At 53.7% G+C, this 23,260-nt stretch carries 17 protein-coding genes and 1 tRNA gene; 15 read left to right on the top strand and 3 right to left on the bottom strand.

Going from position 1 to position 23,260, the window contains the following annotated elements; all coding sequences use genetic code 11:
- Nucleotides 1–252: 252 nt before the first annotated feature.
- Both D1823_RS19715 and D1823_RS19710 read left to right on the top strand, forming a co-directional pair.
- On the top strand, nucleotides 253–1,899 hold the full coding sequence (locus tag D1823_RS19715) for a tetratricopeptide repeat protein (protein ID WP_117873280.1): 1,647 nt from the start codon (nucleotides 253–255) through the stop codon (nucleotides 1,897–1,899).
- A 251-nt stretch (nucleotides 1,900–2,150) separates the two neighbouring features.
- Nucleotides 2,151–2,378 (top strand): hypothetical protein, encoded by a 228-nt coding sequence (locus D1823_RS19710; protein ID WP_117873278.1) that lies wholly within the window; start codon nucleotides 2,151–2,153, stop codon nucleotides 2,376–2,378.
- A 130-nt stretch (nucleotides 2,379–2,508) separates the two neighbouring features.
- On the opposite strand, the gene D1823_RS19705 is transcribed toward D1823_RS19710, so the two are convergent.
- The 3 genes from D1823_RS19705 to D1823_RS19690 form a co-directional block, all read right to left on the bottom strand.
- A complete protein-coding gene (locus D1823_RS19705; RefSeq protein WP_117873276.1) occupies nucleotides 2,509–2,967 on the bottom strand; it encodes a hypothetical protein in 459 nt (152 codons plus the stop codon).
- A 307-nt stretch (nucleotides 2,968–3,274) separates the two neighbouring features.
- On the bottom strand, nucleotides 3,275–4,543 hold the full coding sequence (locus D1823_RS19695; protein ID WP_162896892.1) for a S8/S53 family peptidase: 1,269 nt from the start codon (nucleotides 4,541–4,543) through the stop codon (nucleotides 3,275–3,277).
- 130 nt (nucleotides 4,544–4,673) lie between these two features.
- A tRNA-Leu gene (locus D1823_RS19690) sits at nucleotides 4,674–4,758 on the bottom strand.
- A gap of 839 nt (nucleotides 4,759–5,597) precedes the next feature.
- On the opposite strand from D1823_RS19690, the gene D1823_RS19685 reads away from it, so the two are divergent.
- The 13 genes from D1823_RS19685 to D1823_RS19625 all read left to right on the top strand — a co-directional run bounded on the left by D1823_RS19685 (nucleotide 5,598) and on the right by D1823_RS19625 (nucleotide 22,763).
- Complete coding sequence (locus D1823_RS19685) at nucleotides 5,598–6,020, top strand: hypothetical protein (RefSeq protein ID WP_117873270.1); 423 nt, start codon at nucleotides 5,598–5,600, stop codon at nucleotides 6,018–6,020.
- Between the two features lie 2 nt (nucleotides 6,021–6,022).
- On the top strand, nucleotides 6,023–8,035 hold the full coding sequence (locus tag D1823_RS19680; protein ID WP_117873268.1) for a dynamin family protein: 2,013 nt from the start codon (nucleotides 6,023–6,025) through the stop codon (nucleotides 8,033–8,035).
- A gap of 8 nt (nucleotides 8,036–8,043) precedes the next feature.
- Nucleotides 8,044–9,804, top strand: coding sequence for a dynamin family protein (locus tag D1823_RS19675; RefSeq protein WP_117873265.1), 1,761 nt, complete (start codon nucleotides 8,044–8,046; stop codon nucleotides 9,802–9,804).
- A gap of 82 nt (nucleotides 9,805–9,886) precedes the next feature.
- A complete protein-coding gene (locus D1823_RS19670) occupies nucleotides 9,887–10,258 on the top strand; it encodes a hypothetical protein (protein ID WP_254683875.1) in 372 nt (123 codons plus the stop codon).
- 23 nt (nucleotides 10,259–10,281) lie between these two features.
- The gene (locus tag D1823_RS19665) at nucleotides 10,282–11,154 is read left to right on the top strand and encodes a hypothetical protein (protein WP_117873261.1); all 873 of its coding nucleotides are present in this window, start codon (nucleotides 10,282–10,284) and stop codon (nucleotides 11,152–11,154) included.
- A gap of 68 nt (nucleotides 11,155–11,222) precedes the next feature.
- Nucleotides 11,223–13,265: a dynamin family protein gene (locus D1823_RS19660; RefSeq protein ID WP_117873259.1), complete on the top strand. Its 2,043-nt coding sequence runs from the start codon at nucleotides 11,223–11,225 to the stop codon at nucleotides 13,263–13,265.
- Entirely contained in the window at nucleotides 13,262–14,548 is a 1,287-nt protein-coding gene (locus tag D1823_RS19655) for a dynamin family protein (RefSeq protein WP_117873257.1), read from the top strand. Before D1823_RS19660 ends, D1823_RS19655 begins: the two co-directional genes overlap by 4 nt.
- A gap of 341 nt (nucleotides 14,549–14,889) precedes the next feature.
- Complete coding sequence (locus D1823_RS19650) at nucleotides 14,890–17,076, top strand: serine/threonine-protein kinase (RefSeq protein ID WP_117873254.1); 2,187 nt, start codon at nucleotides 14,890–14,892, stop codon at nucleotides 17,074–17,076.
- A 201-nt stretch (nucleotides 17,077–17,277) separates the two neighbouring features.
- Nucleotides 17,278–18,312 (top strand): FHA domain-containing protein, encoded by a 1,035-nt coding sequence (locus D1823_RS19645; protein ID WP_117873252.1) that lies wholly within the window; start codon nucleotides 17,278–17,280, stop codon nucleotides 18,310–18,312.
- A gap of 3 nt (nucleotides 18,313–18,315) precedes the next feature.
- A complete protein-coding gene (locus D1823_RS19640; protein ID WP_117873250.1) occupies nucleotides 18,316–19,098 on the top strand; it encodes a PP2C family serine/threonine-protein phosphatase in 783 nt (260 codons plus the stop codon).
- Between the two features lie 22 nt (nucleotides 19,099–19,120).
- A complete protein-coding gene (locus D1823_RS19635) occupies nucleotides 19,121–20,383 on the top strand; it encodes a transporter substrate-binding domain-containing protein (RefSeq protein WP_117873248.1) in 1,263 nt (420 codons plus the stop codon).
- A gap of 44 nt (nucleotides 20,384–20,427) precedes the next feature.
- Nucleotides 20,428–21,534, top strand: a complete 1,107-nt coding sequence (locus D1823_RS19630; protein ID WP_117873246.1) for a LysM peptidoglycan-binding domain-containing protein — start codon at nucleotides 20,428–20,430, stop codon at nucleotides 21,532–21,534.
- Between the two features lie 53 nt (nucleotides 21,535–21,587).
- Nucleotides 21,588–22,763 carry a glycosyltransferase family 2 protein gene (locus tag D1823_RS19625; RefSeq protein WP_254683874.1) on the top strand — a complete coding sequence of 392 codons (1,176 nt, stop codon included), beginning with the start codon at nucleotides 21,588–21,590 and terminating at the stop codon, nucleotides 22,761–22,763.
- The last annotated feature ends 497 nt before the right edge of the window (nucleotides 22,764–23,260 follow it).

Genomic DNA, 23,260 nt, shown 5'->3' with positions numbered 1-23,260 from the left:
TCCTTGCACCGATCTCAATGAGCCTACGAAGACGGAAGAGCCGGACCTTGAGGGCTGAAAACTCGAAGGGGAGACTGCCAAGGACCGCATAGCGTTGATATGCGTCATCCGACAGAACCGCTCAATTCAAAGCAGTGAGCCCAAAGCAGCCAAAAGCATAGGCAGGTAGTCCGATACTCGCCAAATTGCGGCGTCGCTATCGACTCAAGGCGTTCCGTGATAAACTTAGCGAATTTAGTGGGGGAAATCCCGATGGAGTACTACGACCTCGGCGACTATACGCGTAAGATTTCAACATCTTCAGATAACGCTCAGAGGTGGTTCGATCGGGGCTTGGCGTGGACATATGCCTACAATCACGAAGAGGCGATAGTTTGCTTTCAAAAAGCTCTTGCCGCCGACCCCGATTGTGCGATGGCGCATTGGGGCATCGCGTATTGCATCGGACCGAACTACAACAAGCCTTGGGAAACCTTTGAGGACGACGAGAAGCCCGACTGCATCGCATTGGCAAGTGCATCAATCGATGCCGCTACCGCGCTTTTAGATCGATTGACACCGGTTGAACGTGCCCTGATCGAGGCAATTCCGTTCCGCTATCCAACTTCGTCAGATGTCGAAGAATTTAGCCCGTGGAATGACGCCTTCGCTGCTGCAATGCGCAAAGTCCATGCCGAATTCAGCAATGATCTGGACGTGTGCGCCGTCCTTGCCGAGGCTATCATGAACCGGACGCCTTGGCAGCTTTGGGATTTAGCGACCGGGAAGCCAGCCGAAGGCGCAGATACGCTTGAGGCAATTGGCGTGCTCGACACAGCGTTCTCCTCTCTTCCTGGCGCATGGGAACATGCCGGGCTTCTGCACATGTATATTCATCTGATGGAAATGTCCCCGCACCCCGAACGCGCGCTGCGCCATGGCGATGCGCTCAGCACACTGATTCCGGACGCCGGGCACCTACTGCATATGCCTACCCACGTCGACGTTTTGTGCGGTGACTACATGAACGTGGTGCTTCGCAATCAAGCGGCCATCGTTGCTGACAGGAAGTTTCTGGAGCGCGAGGGCCCCAACAACTTCTACTCCGTTTATCGCTGCCACAATTACCACTTCAAGATCTACGGAGCGATGTTCCTTGGCCAACCGAGTGCAGCGATAGAAGCGGCGGAAGAATTGATTGCGACATTACCCGGGGAGACCCTTCGCCCTATGGCCGACTGGTTCGAAGGTTTCATCCCTATGAAGCAACATGTTCTGATCCGGTTCGGACGCTGGCAAGAGATACTCGATCAGGATCTGCCAGTTGATGAAGAGCTTTTCTGCGTCACTACCGCCATGATGCGGTACGCGCGAACCGTTGCCTTGGCGAACCAGCAAAAGATCACTGACGCCGAGAGTGAAAAGGTAAAATTCTATGAAGCTTTGGATCAGGTGCCTGAAACCAGAATGCTGTTCAACAACGCGTGCCGCGACATCTTGAAGGTTGCCGAGCAAATGATGCTAGGTGAGCTAGCGTATCACAAGGGAGAGCACGAGAGCGCTTTCGAGCACCTGCGTAGATCGGTCGAGATTGATGATACGCTACCCTACGACGAACCCTGGGGTTGGATGCAGCCCACTCGGCATGCGCTCGGCGCTCTATTATTGGAGCAAGGCCATATGGTGGAAGCGGAAAGCGTTTATCGCGCCGACCTTGGACTGGATGCAACGCTTAGCCGGGCCTGCCAGCACCCAGGCAATGTCTGGAGCTTGCACGGCTTGTACGAATGCCTGAATCGGCGCGGTGAAACGGTTGAAGCGCCCCAAATAAAACTACAACTGGACAAGGCCGCTGCCCGAGCCGAAGTGCCAATCAGGGCGTCATGTTATTGCCGGCACAAGGCTTTGGCAGCCGAGTAATCGGCTACCAGAAGGACAGTCTGGGTTAAAAGCAACGTCTACTTTATCCGCAATGCGGACTTCAAATCGAGTTGGTCGAATGGCCGCATAGAATCCAAAACTCAAAAATGCAGCGCCCTATCCAATTGCCGCTGACGATGGATCAATGGGCGGACTGGCTCAATGGCCTACCGGTGCCCGAAGTTGAGCGGATCGCAGCCAACGCCACCAGAGTGAAATCGGAAATAATTTCAGATTGACCCGAGGCCCAGATGCTCCACCATGTTCGCGAGTTGGAGCGCCTGATGCGCGACACATTCCCCGATGGCGCATGGATGAAGGGGTTTCAGTTCTCATTTGCAGGCGATGAATTGCACCAGGGCAGTGTCTGGGCGTCAGCCATATCACCTGACTATACCCTGTTGCATATGCGGCCCGGAATATTTGAGGGATTCCGTGAACAGCACGGTAGTGCCGCGAAGATGGGCGATGGTACCTGACGCCCCATGAGCCAGCGCATGGCCCCATCGATCGATATCCCACAAGAGCCACCCCTTGAACCGGGCGGTTTCTTTGCGTTTGATGCCGTTTTCGAGCCAAACAAGCGGCTACTTCGACACCAAGAGAAATCTATTGATTTCCCGAATCCTCAGCATTGGAAATTAACTTTGGAGCAATAGCCACAAAAACTACAGCTAGAGCAGGCAAAACAACCGACTGTAATTTGAACAGCTCGACACCCAATGGTTGCATCGTGAGCATGGCAAAAAGAACGTAGGCGAAGACACGTAGCAGGAAGTTCAAAAGCTGAAATTTTTTTCCGGCCTCGACGATGCCCCAATAAGAGAAAAACACACTCACAATCAACCCCGCACCAGATGCAACGAGAATGGCTATGGTTTTTTCACCCTCGCCAGCGGAGGAAAAAAGGTTCAACAAAACTAAGAAAGCGCTTGTGCTTTCGCTCGGCGCTAGCTTCTGTAAAGCAGATAATGATGAATCTGTGCTGTCTTCTGGTTTGTCGTTGCCACCTGAACTGCCGTCATCATTCAGTAAACTATAACCGTCGTTGGAGCGCGTTGCTCTCATATTTATTCTTAAGAAGCCGCTTTTAATCACGATCCTCGACCCCAAAAAATTGATTGAATTGAATGTTGTTACAAAAGGGTGTAGCCCTCGTGCGCCTCAATTAGGCAGCATTCCTGTACTCCAGTCGGCAGCGTAGAGAGGGCAGCATTGTCCATTTCTACAGTCGCAGAATACCTACTGCCAGCACTCACAATATGAACGCCGTCAAAAGAGGACAAAATTTCACCGAGTGTTTTTGCTACCACCAAAGCCTCGCACCCAGGCAAAATCGAAACCGTATATGCTTGCATGTATCTGATTCCTATACTCATAATCTCAAGGTAGTCATCCAAGGCTCATTTCCAAGTTGTATACCGAAACTCGTTAACCAACCAATTGTATTTTCAAAACTCTCATCAAGCGTTGCAGACTGGTCGGTGGAACGCCTAGAAAATTCCAAAATTCTCGCGATTTGTGCTGTCGCGAGAGGTGCGGCAAACGAAGTCCCTGTTATTTCTACCATTCGCCCCCTTGTATCAACGTACACAAGCCCACAGCCCGGAAAAACAAAATCACACCCAGGTCCAACAGCCCCGGGAGAAAACAGTTTACCACACAAGCTATGATTACCCAATCTATCGTAATCTCCAACGCACTTTGCGTTCAAAAGACCGTGGTATGGTCGTGAATTTGGTGATGCGTGCTCATCCAAGCCAAACATCCCAATCCCAACAACCCGGCTGTCGTTGGCAGGAATTCGCACAGCTTCGCCAGTGTCGTTTCCGGTTGCAGCTACGAGAATTGCTTTTTGGTTCACTGCGTTTTTTATCTCGCGGAAAAATGGCGAGAGGTCTTTAGTCGGGTTAGTCAAGAGCTTTCGATTTGAGGTTGGTTTCTTTCCTAGACTCATATTTATGATGTCACAGTTGGCATCGAGCGCCGCCTGCAAAGCCCCAGCGATAGCATCTTGTGTAATTGTGTCAGTACCATTGACCCGTGCAGTGTAGAGGGGAAACACTATGACCTCCGCATCGGGGCAGATTGACGTCGCAGCCGGCTGGCCCGCGACCCGCGAAGAAATAATCTGAGCGACGCTAATTCCGTGACTTAAGAACTGGGTGTTTTCAACCGGTCTTGCATGTGTCCAATTAGCAATTTTCACGTGCGATAAACCAACTGGAGGTGCAGGAGGATAGCAATCAATAATGCCAATTCTAACTCCTTTGCCTGTTGCTGATTTATCCTCTATCAAAATATCTTTCGCCCAAGTCAGCTTATCTGCGGATATCCTTTCCATATTGAGAATTAGGCCTTCAGGACCGCAGCTTAATGCTAGGTATTCCCTGTACCCGAACTCTGCGGCGTGTACATGAAGCCTATAATTGTCGTTGGTTCCAGAAATCGGAACTGAGTGCAAAGAGTTCTTCATCGGACTTCTGAACGTGTTTTCTCCGATGTTGCCCTCAACGTAGGTTTCCAACTCGTTATCTTTTTCATCCAAAGTCAGTAATGTCGTAAAAGTTAAATCTGTGTCACTCGTCATAGCTTCGGCCTTTTGAATGCCGCTGACTGTGACGCAGTGAGGCAGCGGGCGCAAGCAATCACTCTGCTGCACCTTGCTCTTATCTTAGAGAGCCCATCAATTAACATTAGTGGGACTGCACGTGGGTCTGATTTCAGTCTTTATCGCGTAAATATCTGATAAATATAAATCTATTATGCTAATGTGGTGCGGGTGGAGGGACTTGAACCCCCACGCCTTGCGGCGCCAGAACCTAAATCTGGTGCGTCTACCAATTTCGCCACACCCGCAACCGAGCGCACTAGCGCTGGAATGAAGCGCTCAATAACAAAGCTTGCTTAGGAGTGCGAGAGGTAAAATTCGAGGAAAACAAAGTTTGTGACCTGCCAAGCAATATGGCTGAGCACCGCAACCCACTTTCGACCTTGTTGTCATGACAACCAGCGCAGTGGCAGCGAAACGAGCGGCGTCTGAAAACAGAAAAAAAATCTATTGCCGGTTTGAAACCCCCAATATGACGTTGCTTCCTGGCGTTTGGCTCACAGATTGTAGCCTTGCACGATCGAACTGTTTGGAAACGCGCTAACGTTGAATAAACACCAATCTTTCTGGCCAGGCTTTACGCCAAAAAGCTTGCGTGGAGAACCGAGACGCAAAGGTCCAGAATTGTTGCAGTTTGATCCAGAAAACCATCGCACCTTGTATCGCTGGTTTCACTTGGACATTTGATTTTTCTCCTCAGAACCTGAACATCCCACAAAGTTCAAAGCATAAATACCTGATTTTATTCAAAAGTCTGAATCCAACTGGCCATCAGCCTCCAAGTCATTCGAATGCTCTTGAAAAGGCACCCCCTTTAACTCTTTTGGCTCCCACGACTATCACTATATGCAACCTTGCCAATCGCTTCACTATCCAAGGTTATCGCCCTATTATACCCGCATCGGTTGAGACATTGTTATGAGCGGGTCACCACATTACCGCCACAATTCAACCGCTAAAAAATCTTATTCGCGCCAAAATAACACCGCCTTGAAGGTACTTGTTGTACTCAGGAGTTAATGAGTCTTTTTGCCACTTCGGCGCCGGTACGAGTTTTTTGCTCAACTCCAATACAAGGCTTTCTGCTGTGACCGATCTGAATCCATCCGCTGCCGCCGAGCAAGAAGCTGTCTTCTTTGCTCGTGAGAGCTTCCTTGGTGAGCTCAAGACTCTGAATCGCGACCATCCGAATACAGGCTTTGGTATTTCGCTTCGCACTCATTCCGGTGAACACTATCTGCTGGCGAATGCACGCATGCCGCTGCCCGCCGCAAAATCCGAAGGTTTCCCGACCGGGCGCCGCGTTGCGTGCCTCGAGAATGGAGACAGCTTCAGCTCGATTGAAGTACTGGCCGATTCCAAATCGTACGAGACTATTTCACCTCGGGCCGAAGCCGAAATTCTGGGCAATGCATTGGACCTGATCGCGCGCATCGACACTCTGACAAGCATTCCGGCGGGCTGTGGTTCGAATGTGCCCCAAATTGCTGCAACGGGAACCGGAGGTTAAGCATGGCGCGCAACGATCACCTTTTGTCCGTCGGCAACGAAGCACTGGCACCAATGACGGAAACCATGGCTTCACTGACAGCTCAGATAGATCAACTGACAGAGGTGGCTGATGCGCGCTCTTCGGCACGGCTGGCTACGCTCAAGACCCGGATGGAGAATTTTACCGCCAGCATCACGATGGTGGGCCAGGTCAAGGCCGGAAAATCCTCGATCGTCAATATTCTTGCCGGGCGCCCTGCCCTGCTGCCGTCAGACGTCAACCCGTGGACCTCGGTGGTTACGACCCTGAACATCAACACACGCCCGCCGGGTGATACAAAGGCCAAGTTCACATTTTTTGAGCAGGAAGAATGGGACAACCTGATGGTCGGCGGCGGTCGTCTTGGTGAATTGGCCAATCGTGCCGGCGCAGATGATGAGATGGAAGACATTCGCCATCAGATCGCTGAGATGAAGGCCAAGTCAGAGGAGCGTCTTGGTAAACACTTTGACCTGATCCTGGGTCAAAGCCATCAGTATGACCATTTCGACGAAGAATTGATTCAACGCTATGTGTGTCTGGGCGATGAAGACGATCCCGATATTAATCCGAAAACGGGCCGGTTTGCTGATGTTACCAAATCAGCCGAGCTGTATATGGACATTCCGCAATACCCCATTGCGCTGAAACTGTGCGACACACCCGGTGTGAACGATACGTTCATGGTGCGTGAGCAAATCACGCTGCGCAGCCTGCGGGGATCCGAAGTCTGTGTTGTGGTGTTGGCAGCAAGCCAGGCCCTGACGACCATGGACATGGCTCTGATGCGCATTATTGCGCAGTTCGAGAACCGGCAGATCATCCTGTTCGTCAACAGGATCGATGAGCTTTCCGATCCTGTAAATCAGGTCCCGGAGATCCGTGACCGCATTCAGGACACGCTCAAACAGAACAATATCGACACTAATACCAGCGTCGTTTTTGGCAGTGCGCTGTGGGCCGAAGCCGCACTGACCGGGAACCCGGATATTCTGACTGAAGAATCGCGCCAGGCCTTGAATACGTTCTACCTGGCCGCTGGATTCGGTGATCAGGCGGCCTCGCTCGATAAAATTTGGGCGCTTTCCGGCTTGCCCGATCTATTGCTGGCCATGAACGAGCGTATTGCGGACGGTGCCGGAGCGCGCCTGATGGACCGCGTTCGCCATCGGGCCCGTAACATTGCCAGTCAGATCCGCGCGACTGCGGTCGCCAAGAACCTGTCCGAAGGTGAAGGCGTTGCGCGGGATCTTGACGGTATTTCGCCTGAAGATGCGATCAATACGGTGTCTGCCGAATACGAAAAGAAAGCGGCCGAGCTGACAAATGCGTTGCGCGACAAAGTACTGGAGCGCCTGAATTCAGCCGAGGCCAATTTCGTCAAGCGCGCAACAGACTCACTGATCGCGCATCTTGAAAAAAATGGCGAACAAGGCACGTGGCAATATGATCCCGCGGGATTAAGGACATTGCAAAAGGCCGCCTATTTCAGTTTCGCCCGCGCCATGCGCAAGGATGCCGGTGCGTTGTACGCAACCGCCGCTGCAGATGTCGAAGCGCTTTATCATAAGATACTTGGCAACCATCTGGGCGAATTCAGCATTGAAGCGCCCATTGTTCCTCGTGTTCCGCCACCTCTTGGCATCGGCCGGACAATCGCACTGGACTTGCAAAGTACCTGGTGGCGACGTTGGTGGCAGCGCCGAAAGGGGTTTGAAGCCTACGCGGCGGATTACACGCGGCTGATCGCGTCCGAGGCGAATTCTATCACCAAGGATATCGAGGAAAACCAGATTGCGGCAGTGCTCGAAAACGTCCGTGCGATCCTGTCAGATTTCCTGCGTGAGCAGAAGGAAACCCTGCTGAGCATCTCGTCTTCTGCCGAAAAGAACCCAGGTCAGACTGCGGCGGCGATGGCGGGCTTGCAGCCTCAGAAATCCAAGGACGAGATTCTGGGCGACATTCTGAAAGATCTTAGCAACGAAGCGGCATAAGTAGAAAAATGGCAAAAGATACACAAACACGCTTTGTTTCTCCGAGGGCATGGGAACGCATCGAGCAGTGGTCCCGCCGCAAACCGGTATTCGCCTTGATGGGCGAATTCAGTGCTGGCAAATCTACGTTGATGAACTTTTTGCTGCGAACGCAGACCTTGCCGACGCAGGTGACGGCAACCCAGTTGCCACCGGTCTGGTTTAGCTGGGGCAATCAAGCGCCCTATATCAAACGCCATGACGGTAGTATTGAACTGATCGAGCTGGATCAGCTTGAAACCGTTGGTGTCAATGACGCACAGTTCATCCGTATCTTCCTTGAGGCCGATATTCTGGAAGCCGTCGACCTGATCGACACCCCCGGCATTTCCGACCCCAAGATCTCGACAGATGTATGGCAACGTGCTGTGGGTCAGGCAAACGGCGTCTTGTGGTGCACCCACGCGACGCAAGCCTGGCGCGAAACCGAACGCGCGACTTGGGTTTCCTTGCCCGAGCGGTTACAGCACAATTCTTTGCTTCTTGTGACGCGGGCAGATGCCTTGAGCCTCAAAGACCGTCAAAAAGTACTGCGCCGCGTAAACCGCGAAGCGGGGCACCTGTTCAACCGGTCCATCCTGTTCTCTGCTCGGGACGCAATCACTGCCCGGGACAAGACAGGCGATGCCGAAATGTGGTCACGCAGCGGCGGCGGCAAGATGATCGACAGTTTCCTGGAGATCACGGAACAGATTATGGACAAACGTGCCGACCAACTGGCTCGGTACCAGATCGACAAAAGCCAAACGGACGCATCCAAAGTTAAGCCCTTGCGCCCTGCCCGCTCGTCAAGCGAACCGAAAGTGCAAAAAGACCAAGACGAAGTCGCACCATTAAGGTTGGTGAACCCGATGGAGGCCGACGGGACGCCAAACACTGAAGGCGCCGCAGTTGTAACCAGTTTCCCGGTTCGACCTGCCCGGGTCGAGCGGCGCGCTGATGAGGCCGAGCGGGTTCGGATCGATGCGGAAGAGGCAGAACGGCTGCGAGCAGAAATGGCGTCAGAGCCAGTACCGCTGCCAGTTGAACCCGATACAAGTGATGAACTGCGTTCCTTCTTTAAAGATACTTCGAACGACCCTCTTGAATTGGCGAATGTCGCGGGCCTGCAGGACGACGAAGACGAATTTGATTTGTCACTCGAAGCTGATCTGGACGACGAATTTGATGACGCCCCGAGTGACTTGGACGAGGTTGAAATCAGCCCAGCACCTCTTGTGGCTGTTGACAATTCGGATGACGTGCTCGCCTCGCTGAGCACGTCGATGCAAAAAGATCCGATCGAGCGAGACGTAGTAGAAGAAGAACCCGAGCAAGACGATTTGGCTGAAGATCGTGGCATCGAAGTCTCTGTTTCCTCGATTACAGCACTGATGGCCGCTCAAACTGGCAACAATGCCGACGACTATGAGCCGGAACCTGAAACCAACAGTTTGATTGAAGCTGCCACCACCGAACAGGTCGATGCAGTTGACGGAAGCGTTGCCGCTCTGAGTGACCTGCCTGAAATTGCGGTTGGATCGCCGCTCAGCGCGTCAACCATGTGGCAGGAGATTTCGCGGAATGAAGACCTGCCGCAGGACGCGGAGGGACTGAAGAACGTATTCAAAGCATTTCTGGCCGAATTTGATCAAATCGCCATTGAACACAACGAAAAGCAGACCAAGGAGGCACTTCAATCCATTCCGAAAGCCAAGGAAAACAGCAGCGCGGAATGGCATGTATTGTAAGGGATAACGAATCGAGATAGTGAGAAACTACCAAATGAAAACAATGGCTTAGATGTCTATTCGAACTGCACTGAACTCCGCCATGGAAACGATACCCGACTGTATTGCAGCCGGGTATATCGACATGGAAACAGGGATGCTTTTGGGCAGCTCTGTTTCTGATCCTGACTGCGAAGATTCACTGGATACTTTGGCGGTGGCAGTAGCCAATCTTTTTCAGGGGCGCGGGGTTGCTGCGTTTGAAGCACTCTTGCGTCAGGCGGGCAGTGCAGACGAAGAAAACACTGGTTTTGGGGAAATCGCAGTTTTTTCTAGAGACAGGCTGAACATCTTTTTGCGGACCAAGGAATATCCTGATCATGTGGTTTGCTATATCTGTCGCAACAGCGCGAATGTCGGACTGGCGCTTACTAAATCACATCTCAGTCTGGGGCCGGTCGCGGCTGCGGTTTGAACGGGACCAGAGGGGGTCACGGCATGATGGACACGGACATTCTCGACCTGCTTGAAGAAATCGGGCGGACCTCGGTCGCACGGTTGTCTCCGGCTGTGATGATTGCAGGGGAAACTGCAACTGCTCGCCGATCCGCGATATTGCGGGCAATCCGTGGCACGGTGTTACCGCGCCGGTTGGAATTCACCGCCGCAAACGGGGATTGTCTGGCAATTGAGGTGAACAGCTCCCGGATCACGGATGTTTTCAAGGTACCCGCCGGTCAGATTCCGGACTTTGAAACAGAGCCACGCGCCGAACTGATCGAGAAACTGGCTGGATTGGTATCCGACATCTCCATATCGCCTGCTCCGCTTGAGTTGATGTCGGGCAAACCGGACACAGCGCTTGAAGTGGATGAGGTAGGTATCACCTTCAGCGAAATCGAGAACGCCTGCGCCGCCATTGAGCTTCCGTCCGAACCGATTGTTTCTGTCGTCCCAAATGTTGAGAAACCTGTTGATGACTGTCCGCCTGCTGAGGAAACACCCGATGCAGCAACAACACTTGCCCAACGTTTTTTTGATGCATCGAGCCGCTTCGCGTCAGGTCGTGTTTTTGTAGACAGTGCGGAAGACACCGCACCCCTTTTGGAAGGTGTGTGCAAGCCATCCGAGCCGATGTATCCCGACCAGGACACGCTGGCCCGTTTTGTTGCTGATCTTGCCGGCTGGGATGGTGATTCACAGCAAGAGATTGAAGACCCGCAGCTGATTGTCATGAGGCCAACGGGCGGAAAAGGGGCCGGTCTGGCCGTTCTGAGTGACCGTGGTCAGATCGCGGTCGCCATCCACGAAGCCCGCAAACTGGGGTCGGTTGTCAATCTGTGGACCTCTTTGCAGGAGGCAGAGAAATGATTGCCTCCATTGGATTCAAATTTTCGACTACTTCTATCTGTTTTTTATTGTAGCCAGGGTAATGAGTAATGAGTGAAACACATCGCCGCGAACTTATTCGCATAGCAGAAGAAATGAACGGGATCAGCAATGATGAAACGCGCCAGTTCATTTCCCGCATCATTGGTGATCTTAGCAATCTGAAACCGTCAATTGCCTTTGTCGGGCAAATCAAGGCTGGTAAGTCGCGTCTGATCAACGGCTTTACCGGTCAGGCAGAGTATTTGCCTTCGGATGTTAACCCTTGGACAACTGTTATTACCGATATGCACTTCGGGCACCCTTCCGGCAGAACGCAAGGTGCCGAATTCCATTTCTTCGACAATTACCAATGGCAATCTTTGATCGCCGAGGGTGAAGAACTGCGCAACATGTTTCCCGATGACGAGGACAGCTACAAGCGCGAGATGATCGAAGAACAGGTCGAGGCCATGAAAGTCCGGGCGCAGCGGCGTCTGGGCGACAGCTATGAACAGCTGTTGGGCCAACAGCACGATCTGGACGAACTGACATCAGATGACCTGGCCAGATATGTCTGTGCCGGGGATGATCCGTCCGAGGATGGGACTTTGGATCCAGGCAGTGATCGTGGGCTTTACAGCGACATCACCCGCAAGGCCGAAGTCTATTTTGACCTGGGCCACTTCCCGTTTCCACTGACGGTTACTGACACGCCCGGCGTGAATGATCCTCTGCTGATCCGCGAAGAGATTTCACGACAGTATCTGAAGGAATCCGATTTCTTTGTGGTGGTCCTGTCCGCGCATCAGGCATTGTCGCGCGCAGATCTGAAACTGTTCCGGTTGATGCAAGCGTTGGAACTTGGACAGATCGTCGTGTTCATCAACCGTGTGGACGAATTGGGCGGGGGAGCAGAAGACGCAACCAAAGTTCGTCTGGACGTTCTGGACGGGCTCGAAAAGGCGCTCGGCAACTCGAACATCGATGTTTTGATGGGCAGCGCACAATGGGCGCACTATGCTCTTACCGGTGATGAAACAGGGGTGAACCACGATCATGTTCTGGCATGGCTGCGCGCCCACCCGGAACAGATGCAGCAATACCTGAACGGTGTGGCCGAGATCAAACAAGGCCCGGGACCGATCAGCCGCGAAGCCGTCCTGCGTTTCGCCGCAATGATCGCGTCTGGCCTGCCCGATCTGCGCCGCCATGTCACTCAAGCTTTGACGGACGGACCAATCAACGAACAGTTACGGATGGCCTGGCAACATCTCGACAGCTTCGCGCGAGGGGAACTTGAGCGATCCCAGGTTCATTTGCGCGCTCTGCAAGAGGAAGACGGCATTAACGCCCGCAATGCCGATGAAAGCGACAAGACTCTTGCCGAATTGCGCAAACTGATTGCCGACAAGACCCAAGAGATCACGCGTGATATGGACGATGTCCTGTCAAATCTGCGCGGTGTCATGGATGACACGGTTGCTGAATCCGTGTCTGTCGTCGTGCGCGGCCCGGACGGCCAGTCGCCTCTGCTGGCAAAAGGTGGAGAAACCGAGCTCAACTTCACCCCACTGCGCGAACGTATGCGTGAACTGGTGCAGGGCGCCTCGCAAGTCGTACGGCAGCGAATGCTCAGCGACCTGTATGCGATCGACATGCAATGCAATGCCGCCTTGCGGGCTTTGCCGGGGTGGCAAGAGCAAGTCGACAATCGCATGAACACCAGCGCCGTGCGTTGGTTCCGCCCGGACACCACCGCTCTGACCCGTGGAATTACGGTTGAGTTGCGTGTAAACTGGCTTTCGCGTCTGATCTCGCGAAATAGCGTTGTGGCGCGCGCCGAACGAATGATCGTGCAGGAGTTCGAGTTGATTGGGGATGACCTGATCGACACCACGCGCGACAATCTGTTGGAAAGACTGAGCACTGTGCTTGATCACTATATGGCTCTTCTGGCTGGTCATCTTGAGCACAGATCCAGCTCGGGCGAACTGAACGCCCAGGCCGAAGCGCAAGGCACTTTCGATCGGGCTCGCCGTATTGCAGTTGAGCTGGAAACGGTCTTTGGAACGACCAATGCGGATGAAAGACAAGCAGAGGCTGCGGAATGATTGAATTTCCCGGAACTGAAAAGGAAGTACGCCAACTGGAGCGCTTCCTGACCGCAACTGAAAACCTGACGCCTGACGCGGCGTTGGAGGATATGCGCGTGCGGGCTCTGGCCCATGCCGAACGTCTGTCAAACGCGGTCAATATCGGGTTCGCCGGGGAATTTGGTGCAGGCAAGTCAAGTTTGGCGAACATGCTGGCTGGTGCGGATATTCTTCCAACCGGCCCGCAGCATCTGAAATTGCCGCTCGTGATCGTCGCATACGCGGAAACACCCGAAACGACTGTCGGTTGGTGGGACAAGGAACCAAAGACCTATTCAGGCATCGCGCTGGAAAAAGCGGCCCAGGAAGAGCCTGATTTCATATCGGTTGGCATCAATACACCGGCTCTGAAGGAGATCTCGCTGTTTGATCTTCCCGGGTCGGGAGCTCTTGATGATACATATAAGCCGACTTTGGATCTGCTGAAATTCGTCGATTGTGCCATCTGGTGCACAAATGGAACCAATGCCTGGCGCGAGACCGAGCGCCACTTGTGGGCTCAGGTGCCGCCCGAACTGCGGGCCAACAGCCTGCTGGCCGTTACACATGCGGATCTCCCACCGGTGCAGGGTGCTTTGGACCGCGTCCTTGCACGTCTGAGCAAGGAAAAAGAAGGAATGTTCCGCGCTGTTGTGCCTATTGGTACGCCGGTGGCGGTGCGTGCCATGGCTCAGGAGCCCGAACCTGACTTTGCGCTTTGGGAAACCTGCGGCGGACAGAACCTTGCGGAACACGTCCTGGAAGCGGCGTCCAACCGGCGCCACAGTGATCTCGAGGCTGCACGAAAGGATATGCAGCTGGAATTCCTGCCCTATCTTGAGGCGCTACAGGGACCGGAGCCAGAGGTTGTTTCGAATGACACTGCGTCAATGCAGTCAACGCTGGGTTCTGCCCTGCCCCCGCTGAACAATCCCATTCTCGAGGACTGGCTGGCCGCAATAGCGAGCATCTATGAAGATTTGCGTGAAACATCCGACATCGAACCGGCAGCGTTCTTGCACAGCTGTCAGGAGATCGTCGAAGACTTTGCGGAACGGCTGGAACAAGGTGGCGAGATTGATCCCGAGGTTGATTGGATTCCTGCAGAATTTGAGAAAGCGACAGACTTGCTTTTGCTGCTGCAATTCGAAAGCGGGGACGCGCCGCTGAAGGACGCAATCAGCATTCTGACGCAGTTGGGCGACAACCTTGCTTGGGCTGGCAGCACGGTTGCGGTGGCACAACCAAAGACCGGTACCTGACGCTTTCCCGCCAAGATTGAGCTGCAATGCAGCGATTCGAAGGGCCGAGGAATCGGCCCTTTATTGTTTCGAATTCGTGGACCAACACGCTTGATTTGGGGTTTCAGTTTTCAATCAACCCATATCGAAAATCTATATGTAGTGACTTCAACCCATAGGTATACAATATCTGCTATCTTGCGGAATACGATCCATAGTGAAGCCATCAGGCGGCCCCAATAAAGTCAAATTTGAAACGTCTAACCGTTCTCAAGTGTCCTGCGGTTGTTTTTGGTTGTGAGTTCGTGGGCTGTCGGCCCGGTTTTTCTAAGCCGCAAAATGAATAGAACGGGCGGATTGAAATGAGCCACAACCAGGCTGTCGGTGCGACGCACGACGAACCAAAAATTGAGGGATTGCAGCCAGGCGCAAAGCTGTTGCGCGGGCAATATGAAATCCTCCGCTATCTCAGCAACGGGGGATTTGGTATCACCTATCTCGCGCGCGACAGCCTAGAGCGCGACGTTGTGATCAAAGAGTGCTTCCCCGGAGCGCTGTGCCGACGCAACGGTGATCTGGTCGAACCAAATGACCCGTCCTTCAAGGACGACCTGCGCTCGATCATTGACCTCTTTATTCAAGAAGCGCGCAATCATGCGCGTCTGGTACATCCCAATATCGTAGATGTGCATCAGGTGTTCGAAGACAATGACACCGCATATATCGCAATGGACCTCATCCGTGGGTGTGACCTGCTGGATTATGTGGAAAACCCGGAAAATGACGGCGACCCTGACTTCATCGTTCAGGTCACTGAAAAAATGCTATCCGCGGTATCTTTCATTCACCAGAGCGGCATGTTGCATCGGGACATATCGCCAGACAACATTCTGATTGATGAAAACGGAGACCCCGTCCTGATCGATTTTGGAGCCGCACGAGAGCAAGCAGCGAACAAATCGGCAGCATTGTTGACCCTGCGCGTCATAAAGGATGGATACTCTCCGCACGAATTCTATGTCCGAGGCGCCGAACAAGGACCCAGCAGCGACCTCTATGTTTTGGCCGCTACGCTCTATCACGCGATCAGCGGTGAACGCCCCATCGACGGCCAAAACCGTTTGAATGCATTCAACAACGGCCAGGATGACCCTTATACACCGCTGGCCGGTCGTTTCGAAGGATATCCAGAAGGGTTCCTTGAAGCGATCGACAAGGCGATGGAAGTACACGCCACGGATCGCCTGCAATCCGCATTGGATTGGTTGCGCATGTTCCGCGGTCCTGGCGTCATGTTTGATACATTCGCCTATCGCCCCGTGTCCGTGATTGTTGGCATGGATCGGAAAGACAAAGAGGAAGAAAAGGCCCGGATCAAAGCCGAAAGCGAAAACGCGGAAGCGGTTGTAACAGCCTTGCTGGCCGGAAACTCGGACATTGTTCTTGGCAATGAGGACAAAAAAAATGACGACCTGGCCAAAATCACGGCGAAAGAAGAAACTCCCGTCGCTGTAGATACCGTCGTCCAGAGTGGGTCTGGTGGTAGCGGCAAGCTGATCGCAGGTGCGGCCGTTGTTGCAGTTGCTCTGGCCGCTGGTGGTTTCTTTGTGATGTCGGGCGACACAACAGAAAAACTGGCAGAGACATCCCTCGAGCAGCCAGCAGCGGAAGTACAATCCGCTGGGACAGAGGTGCCTGTGATTGAACCCTCATCCACAGAAGCGCCCGAGCCCGAGCCCGAAGTGGTTGACGCAACCGAGACCAAGCCGGAAGAGCCTGTCGAGCAGGCACAAACAGTACCTGCGGAGCCAGCTGTCACAGAAACAGCCTCCGCAGACACTGAACCTTCTGAAGTACAATTGCAGTCGGAAGAAGCATTGGATGTTGCAGCAGAACCCGAGATTGAAGCGCCCGCAACTGGCGCTGTCGCCAGCGTCGGAGTTCCGGCGGATCAGCAGGTATCGTTCGCGCATTGGGATGTCGATATCCCATTCCAGACATCACGCCGTCGCGGCTCGACCGGTGCCACCATTGCGGTTACCGGGGTGGACGCCAACCAGGACATGAGCGTGATCGGCGACTGGGTGCAACGTGGTGCTGTCATCTATACCCTGAATGGCAAACCGGTTCGTCAGGACGTTCCTTTTGCCGCCCAGGTTCTAGACAACCTGAACGTAGATGTCGATGGGTACACAAGGGTTGCTGCCCGCTATCGCCCACTGGGCCAGACCCGTGCACAAAATGGTTTGTTGGCCCTTCCCGCCATGCGGTCAGTTGGGTTGGAAAATGGCTACAGCTTTACCGTTAGCGCTGATGGCAACGGTGGATGGCAAACAAGGGTGAAAGCGGTTCCGGCTGATGTGGCAGGAAGCCTACAGAAAGACGATATCCTGCTGAATGAAAGCCAATCAGGCACCACGTTTGACGGCTCTGAAAGCCTTGATGAGATGCTGGCGGCTCTCGTTTCGAACGAGCAAACAGATGCAAATCTGACCGTGCTGCGCAATGGGGCCGAGACGGCCGCCGTCATGCAGCTTGCACAGGAGTAATCTGACCGGTTCGCAAGTGATCTGCCAGTGTGTGTTTGCTGAGGGCGGCATCCAGGTTTGCCACCCTGGCGGGAACCGGACCGCCGCAGAATGTATCAGTTCCCAAGGGTATCCATTGAGTGGCCCTGCGCTGACGTGCAGGGAAAAGTAGCAGCTTACGACGCGGCATATCTGCGTCAATAACTTGAAGGTGTCGACACCATGTTCAAATACAAAAGCCCTCTGAGCCGGCTTCTCGAAGGTGCCGGCAAATCCAAAGAAGAAGACGTGACCGAGAACACGACCGCCGTAGACGGCCCTGCAAGCGAAGAAGAAAAGCAGGAACCCATTGCGGATTTCAACGCACTGCGCGCCGCATTGGCGGGTGGGAACATGACATCTGAATCCTATGAGGAAACGGATGAGCTGATCCCCGAAGAAAAAATGCCCGAGTTCAACGAGGTCCAGGCGGAAGCGGTGGCAGAACCCGAGGAATCGATCTTCGCCGAGGACAGCTCGGAAGAGGACCACGCTCCGGAGGAGGAGGGCGCTCCAACAAACGTTCTGACAGAAGAGCCTGTCGATGAACCGGTTGAGGTCGAGCAGGTTGTCACCTTGCATGTGTCGGAAGCACCCGCAGAGACATCACCAGAGGAACCGACAGCGCAGGTCGTGTCCGAACCCACCGAGCCGGAAGAGGTCGAAGTTGAGGTCGCGGAAGCTCCGGTTGCGGAAGCGAAGCAGGTCGAAGTGACCGTTGAGCCGGTGATTGAGCAAGTTGAACCAGCCCCGGTTGAGGACCGTCGTTCACGGGTCAAGACGACATTTCTGGGCTTTGAGCGCGCCGATACTCATGTACAGGACCTGATCGAAACCTCCGAACCCGTAGCAAAAGCAGAAGCGGTACAAGAGACATTTCCTGTGGCTTGGCTGGTTGTAACATCAGGTCCGGGACGGGGTTCAAGCATCACGCTGACCGAAGGCCTCATGCAAATCGGTCGCAACGATGACCAGGCCATCCAGTTGGACTTCGGTGATACAGGCATCTCGCGCTCGAACCATGCGGTTATCGCCTATGACCCGGAAGATCGAAAGTGCTATCTGGGCCATGGCGGCAAGGCCAATCTTGTGCGCCTGAATGGCAAACCCGTTCTCAGCACCGTGGCGCTGTCCAGTGGAGACCTGATCCGTATCAGCGAAACCTCCATCCGGTTCACGGCCTTCTGTGACGACGGTTTTGATTGGCGGGATTCTTGATTGATGCTGGCAACTCCGGCATATGATGTTGCGCTGATCCTGAATCAGGGTCAGCGGGAAACGCAGGAAGACGCGATTGCGGCCCGCATGTTCGACGCGTCGGACGCGGGGTATGTTGTAATTGCGGATGGCATGGGTGGCCATGAGGCGGGTGAAGTAGCCTCGGAAATGGTAGTCGCCGCCTGGCGCGACGCTCTGGACGCTGAACTTGAGGCAGAAACCCTGAACGAAGGATCGGCGATAGATGCGCTTCCTTTGGCGGCCATGCAAGCCAATGCCGCGATCGCCAACCATAACGAAGCTCAGGGCAAGGGGTTCAACATGGGATCGACCATGTTGGGCGTCCTGTTTCTGGGGCGGCGTGTGTTCTGGATTTCGATCGGCGACAGCCCTCTTTACCTGTTTCGCGATGGAGCGTTGAAGCAGGTTAACGAAGATCATTCGATGGCACCCGTGATCGCTTGGAAAGTCGCTTCGGGCGAGATCACAGAAGCAGAAGCCCAAGAAATGGACCGCAATCAATTGACCTCCGTGGTCATGGGCGGGGCCATTCCAAAAGTGGATTGCCCGGAAGATCCATTGATCGTGTCACCTGCTGATGTCCTGGTCCTCGCAAGTGACGGGCTGCAGTACATCAGCGACGCCGAAATTCAAACCATTCTGCGGGATCATCAGCAGGGCCTGGCGCAAGACATAGCCGAAGCATTGCTGAAAGCTGTGCAGGCCAAGGGCGACCCGGATCAGGACAATCTTTCCATCGCAGTCGCGAAACTCACAAGAACCTAAAAAAGGCAAAGCAACAGGACCCATGAGACAGCACTTAATCATATCAAGCCTTGCCCTTGCGGCCGCCACAGGCGCAGCATCGGCGCAGGAAGCGTGTTCAAGTTATGAAATTCAACGCGGCGACAGCTTGAGGGAATTGGCAATCGAAGTGTATGCGACCGAGGATTTTCGCATCATTTTCGATGCAAACCGCAATGTTATCGGTGCCAACCCCAATATCATCCGTGTCGGCGACGTTTTGGAACTGCCCTGTCTGGAAGACGTTGGGCGTGCACCGGTGCTGGCTGATACCGAGGCCGAACGACTGGCTGCCGAAATGGCAGCAGAGCTGGTAAAGGCCGCAGAAGAACGCGCCGAGAAAGCCGTGGCCGAAGCGGAAGCCCGTGTCGCCGAGGCGGAAGCCGAAGCAAAGAAAACGAGTGAAGAGGCGGTCGTTGCAGCAAGAGCTGCGGCCAAGCAAGAGATTGAAGCCGCCCGTTCCGAAGCTGCCGCTTTGATCCGGAACGCTGGAACGGGTGAACGGCCCGAAATTCGCGATCGTCAGTTGCTGTTGATCACCGGCGGAAACTACGCTCCGTTTACCGATGAATCTCTGCCCAACCGGGGGCTCTATACGCATCTGGTTGAGACCGCGATGTTTCGAGCCGCTCCTGAGCAGGCCTACAAGATTCAATTCGTGAATGACTGGTCATCCCATCTGGACCTGTTGATGCCAACACTCGCATTTGACGCCACCTTCCCTTGGTCGCGCCCCAATTGTGAGGACGCCGCCGCACTGTCGGAAAATGATCGTAACCGGTGCGAAACCTACAATTTTTCAAATCCGTTCTACGAGGTCGTAGATACATTCTTCGCCCGAGAAGGTTCCGGCTATGAACAGACACTGACTTATGCCGACTTTGCCGGAGCAACGATCTGCCGCCCGGAAGGTTGGTCTTTGTCTCACATGGACGCGGTAAGCCTGTACGAACCGGTCATCAAACTTTTGCGTCCGACGTCACCGGATGATTGCTTCCACGCACTGATGGAAGGCACCGCTGATATCGTAGCTATCGAAGCGCATCTGGCTGTCGAGGCAATAGATCGGCTTGGGTATCAACACCGGATTATCGAAAACCCAAACCTTGCGGCCATCAAGTCGCTTAACGTCATGACCCACAAAGATAATCCTGATGGGGAAGCGATCCTGGAGACGCTGAACCAAGGTCTGGCAATCATGCAGCAATCGGGCGAATGGCGCGACATCGTGTCAACCGCCCTGCGTCATCAAATGGAAAATGGATAAGGCCCCAATCTGGCCTGACAAACTAAAGTCTGGAGGAAGTGGACATGTTTAACGAGAAAATAAAAAAGGTAGCGCTTTCAGCAACCGCGATTACCGCTCTGAGTGCGGGCGCCGCTGCGGCACAGGAAGCTTGTACCAACTATACCGTACAAGACGGCGACACCATGGCGACCATTGCAATCGCAGCCTACGGCACATCGAACTATCAGCCGATCTTCAACGCAAACCGGAACGAAATTACCAACCCCAACGCACTTGAGCCTGGTCTTGTTCTGGCCCTTCCCTGCGAGGACGGCAGCCTGCCAAATGGCCAGAGCGCGCAGGAACTGATCGCAGCCGAAGAAAAGCGTGCTGCAAGCGTCAAGCGTTCAAACGTCTACGCGCCGCCCATCAAGTTGGTTGCCGGCAACGGTTGGGAACCATTTACGACCGAAACGCTCAGCGGCGGCGGTATTATGACTCGCCTCGCAACCACCAGTCTGCAACGCGCCGGAAACAGTCGCGATTATTCTGTCAGCTTCGTCGACGACTGGAGCTCACATCTCGATACCCTGTTGCCGCTTGGTGCGTTTGATGTTTCTATCGCTTGGACGGTCCCGGATTGCACGAACCGCACATATGAATGGTCTGCTGAGACGACGGCGCGCTGCACTCAGTTCGTCGCGTCGGTTCCAGTCTACGATATCGTCGGCGGCTTCTTCACACTGCCGGAAAGCCAGTATGCAAACGCTACCGATTTCAAAGACTTTGAAGGTTCCACCATCTGCCGGATGGCAGGTTGGAGCATGGTAGTTCTGGAAGAAGTCGGTTTGAACCGTGAGAACACAACAGTTGTCCAACCCAACTCGGCGCGTGAATGCCTGGATGCGGTTATGACCGGCACCGCCGATGTCGCCGCTTTTGAAGTTGATCTGTTCGCGTCAACCATGAAGGACATGGGCCTTACGTCAGGTGACATTATCGAAAACCCGTATGTTTCGACATTGTCTTCGATGAGTTTCCTAGCACACCGCACCAACCCGTTCGCGCGTGAGTACATTGCAATGATGAACAAAGGTCTGAACGAAATGCGCGAGTCCGGCGAATGGTATGCGATTATTTCTGACTCTCTGCGCGAGCAGAACGAAAAACTGAACGCAGCTTCGAACTGATCCCTCGGTTCAGCTGAAACTATGGGGCCGGTTCATCAATCGGCCCCCTTTTTGTGAGCGAAAAACGGAAGGTTTTTCAAGATGACAAAATTTGGCCTCTTATCTGCTTCATAACAGCCTCAAATGCGCAGCACCTTCTACCCTTAAGCACGACCATCATTCAATTGATGCCACTGAAAGAGCGTGATTTGCATATGATACAGGGCGCCTTCGATACTCAAAGAAAATCTCTGATGCCCGTGACAAGAGCGGACTTGGACATTGCGGTGATTTTGCCTTGCTACAACGAGGCAGTTGCGATTGGCGAAACCGTTCGGCAGTTTCGTGCAGCCCTGCCAGACGCTACCGTTTACGTGTATGACAACAATTCTACTGACGAGTCCGTCAAAGTCGCGCTTGAGGCAGGCGCCCTGGTCTATTCCGAAACATACCAGGGCAAAGGCAACGTGGTCCGTCGAATGTTTGCCGACGTTGACGCGGATGTCTACGTTATGGCTGACGGGGATGCGACCTACGACAGCGCTGCGGCACCGGAATTGATTGACCTGCTCGTTTCGCAGAATTTGGATATGGTCAATGGCGCCCGGGTGAATGAAGAAACTGAAGCCTATCGGCGCGGCCACAAATTCGGGAACGCTTTGTTCAGTTGGCTTGTGAAGTTCTTCTTCAATAGCAAAATCAACGACCTGCTTTCCGGTTACCGTGTTTTTAGCAGGCGCTTTGTCAAAAGTTTTCCTGCGGTATCAAACGGTTTCGAAATTGAAACAGAGTTAACAGTTCATGCGATGCAAATGCGCATGCCGATCGGAGAGGTTCCAACAAGGTACTCTTCACGCCTCCCAGATTCGAACTCCAAGCTGGCAACTTTCTCTGATGGGTGGCGGATTCTCAAAATGATCGGACTGTTGATCAAAGATGAAAAGCCCGTTGCGTTTTTCCTGTCTTTGGCCGTGGTAATGTTTTTGCCTTCGCTATTTGTGTTTGTGTCCGTATTCCGGGAATTTTTGGAAACGGGGCTTGTTGATAGAATTCCATCTGTTGTCGTTGCCGTGTCCGGTTTTGTCGCAACAATGCTGTCCGTTGTCTGCGCTCTGATTTTGGAATCTCTGGCTCTTGCCCGAAGAGAAGCGCGCCGTCTTTCATATTTGCGGCACAAGGGTGTTGCGGCGTCAGCTGTCGAGCAAATCAAACCATCGCTTGTTGAGACCGAAACCCGTCGGTTTGGTTAACAAAACCCATCCTTCAGTTTCCTGCTAGGCAAAGGGACGGCCTGTTCGCTCGTGAGCGAACGAACAAGCTGCATTGCTCAAAAATGTAGTAAACCAAAAATGCAAATGGCCAGCACCCCAAATGCTGGCCATTTTTCTGAGTGAGTGATATAGCCCGAAGGCCTCACCAGTGAAATTCTTTGTCTCCAAACACCTAACGCGGACTGAAAGTCGGCGCTATTGGGGGAATCCCGTAAATCTTGTATTTTTTCCAAGGATCAGGGTGTTTCGATCTTCGCTAACTGCACGGCTCTCAGTTTCAGGAAAGCGATCGAAATTTGTGCCCGGCGAGCGAGCGGTCAAGCGTTGAAATCCAACGTGTTGCGCAGGTGTCTCCCGGGCACACATTGCGCATGTCGTTCATAGAATGTGACAAGGTTGGTTTTAACGGCGCAGCCACAGCAAGTTACAGATGGTCAGGCGCACGGTTTGGGGCTGTCGCGGTCTTTTGGCAATCC

This window comes from Ruegeria sp. AD91A (genome assembly GCF_003443535.1).
In the GTDB taxonomy this organism is placed as follows: Bacteria; Pseudomonadota; Alphaproteobacteria; order Rhodobacterales; family Rhodobacteraceae; genus Ruegeria.
This window is presented reverse-complemented; position numbering and strand designations above follow the sequence as displayed.

Coding starts and splice junctions, on each gene's coding strand:
- D1823_RS19715 (WP_117873280.1), top strand. CDS start 253: ATGGAGTACTACGACCTCGGCGACTATACGCGTAAGATTTCAACATCT.
- D1823_RS19710 (WP_117873278.1), top strand. CDS start 2,151: ATGCTCCACCATGTTCGCGAGTTGGAGCGCCTGATGCGCGACACATTC.
- D1823_RS19705 (WP_117873276.1), bottom strand. CDS start 2,967: ATGAGAGCAACGCGCTCCAACGACGGTTATAGTTTACTGAATGATGAC.
- D1823_RS19680 (WP_117873268.1), top strand. CDS start 6,023: ATGGCGCGCAACGATCACCTTTTGTCCGTCGGCAACGAAGCACTGGCA.
- D1823_RS19675 (WP_117873265.1), top strand. CDS start 8,044: ATGGCAAAAGATACACAAACACGCTTTGTTTCTCCGAGGGCATGGGAA.
- D1823_RS19670 (WP_254683875.1), top strand. CDS start 9,887: ATGGAAACGATACCCGACTGTATTGCAGCCGGGTATATCGACATGGAA.
- D1823_RS19665 (WP_117873261.1), top strand. CDS start 10,282: ATGATGGACACGGACATTCTCGACCTGCTTGAAGAAATCGGGCGGACC.
- D1823_RS19660 (WP_117873259.1), top strand. CDS start 11,223: ATGAGTGAAACACATCGCCGCGAACTTATTCGCATAGCAGAAGAAATG.
- D1823_RS19655 (WP_117873257.1), top strand. CDS start 13,262: ATGATTGAATTTCCCGGAACTGAAAAGGAAGTACGCCAACTGGAGCGC.
- D1823_RS19650 (WP_117873254.1), top strand. CDS start 14,890: ATGAGCCACAACCAGGCTGTCGGTGCGACGCACGACGAACCAAAAATT.
- D1823_RS19645 (WP_117873252.1), top strand. CDS start 17,278: ATGTTCAAATACAAAAGCCCTCTGAGCCGGCTTCTCGAAGGTGCCGGC.
- D1823_RS19640 (WP_117873250.1), top strand. CDS start 18,316: ATGCTGGCAACTCCGGCATATGATGTTGCGCTGATCCTGAATCAGGGT.
- D1823_RS19635 (WP_117873248.1), top strand. CDS start 19,121: ATGAGACAGCACTTAATCATATCAAGCCTTGCCCTTGCGGCCGCCACA.
- D1823_RS19630 (WP_117873246.1), top strand. CDS start 20,428: ATGTTTAACGAGAAAATAAAAAAGGTAGCGCTTTCAGCAACCGCGATT.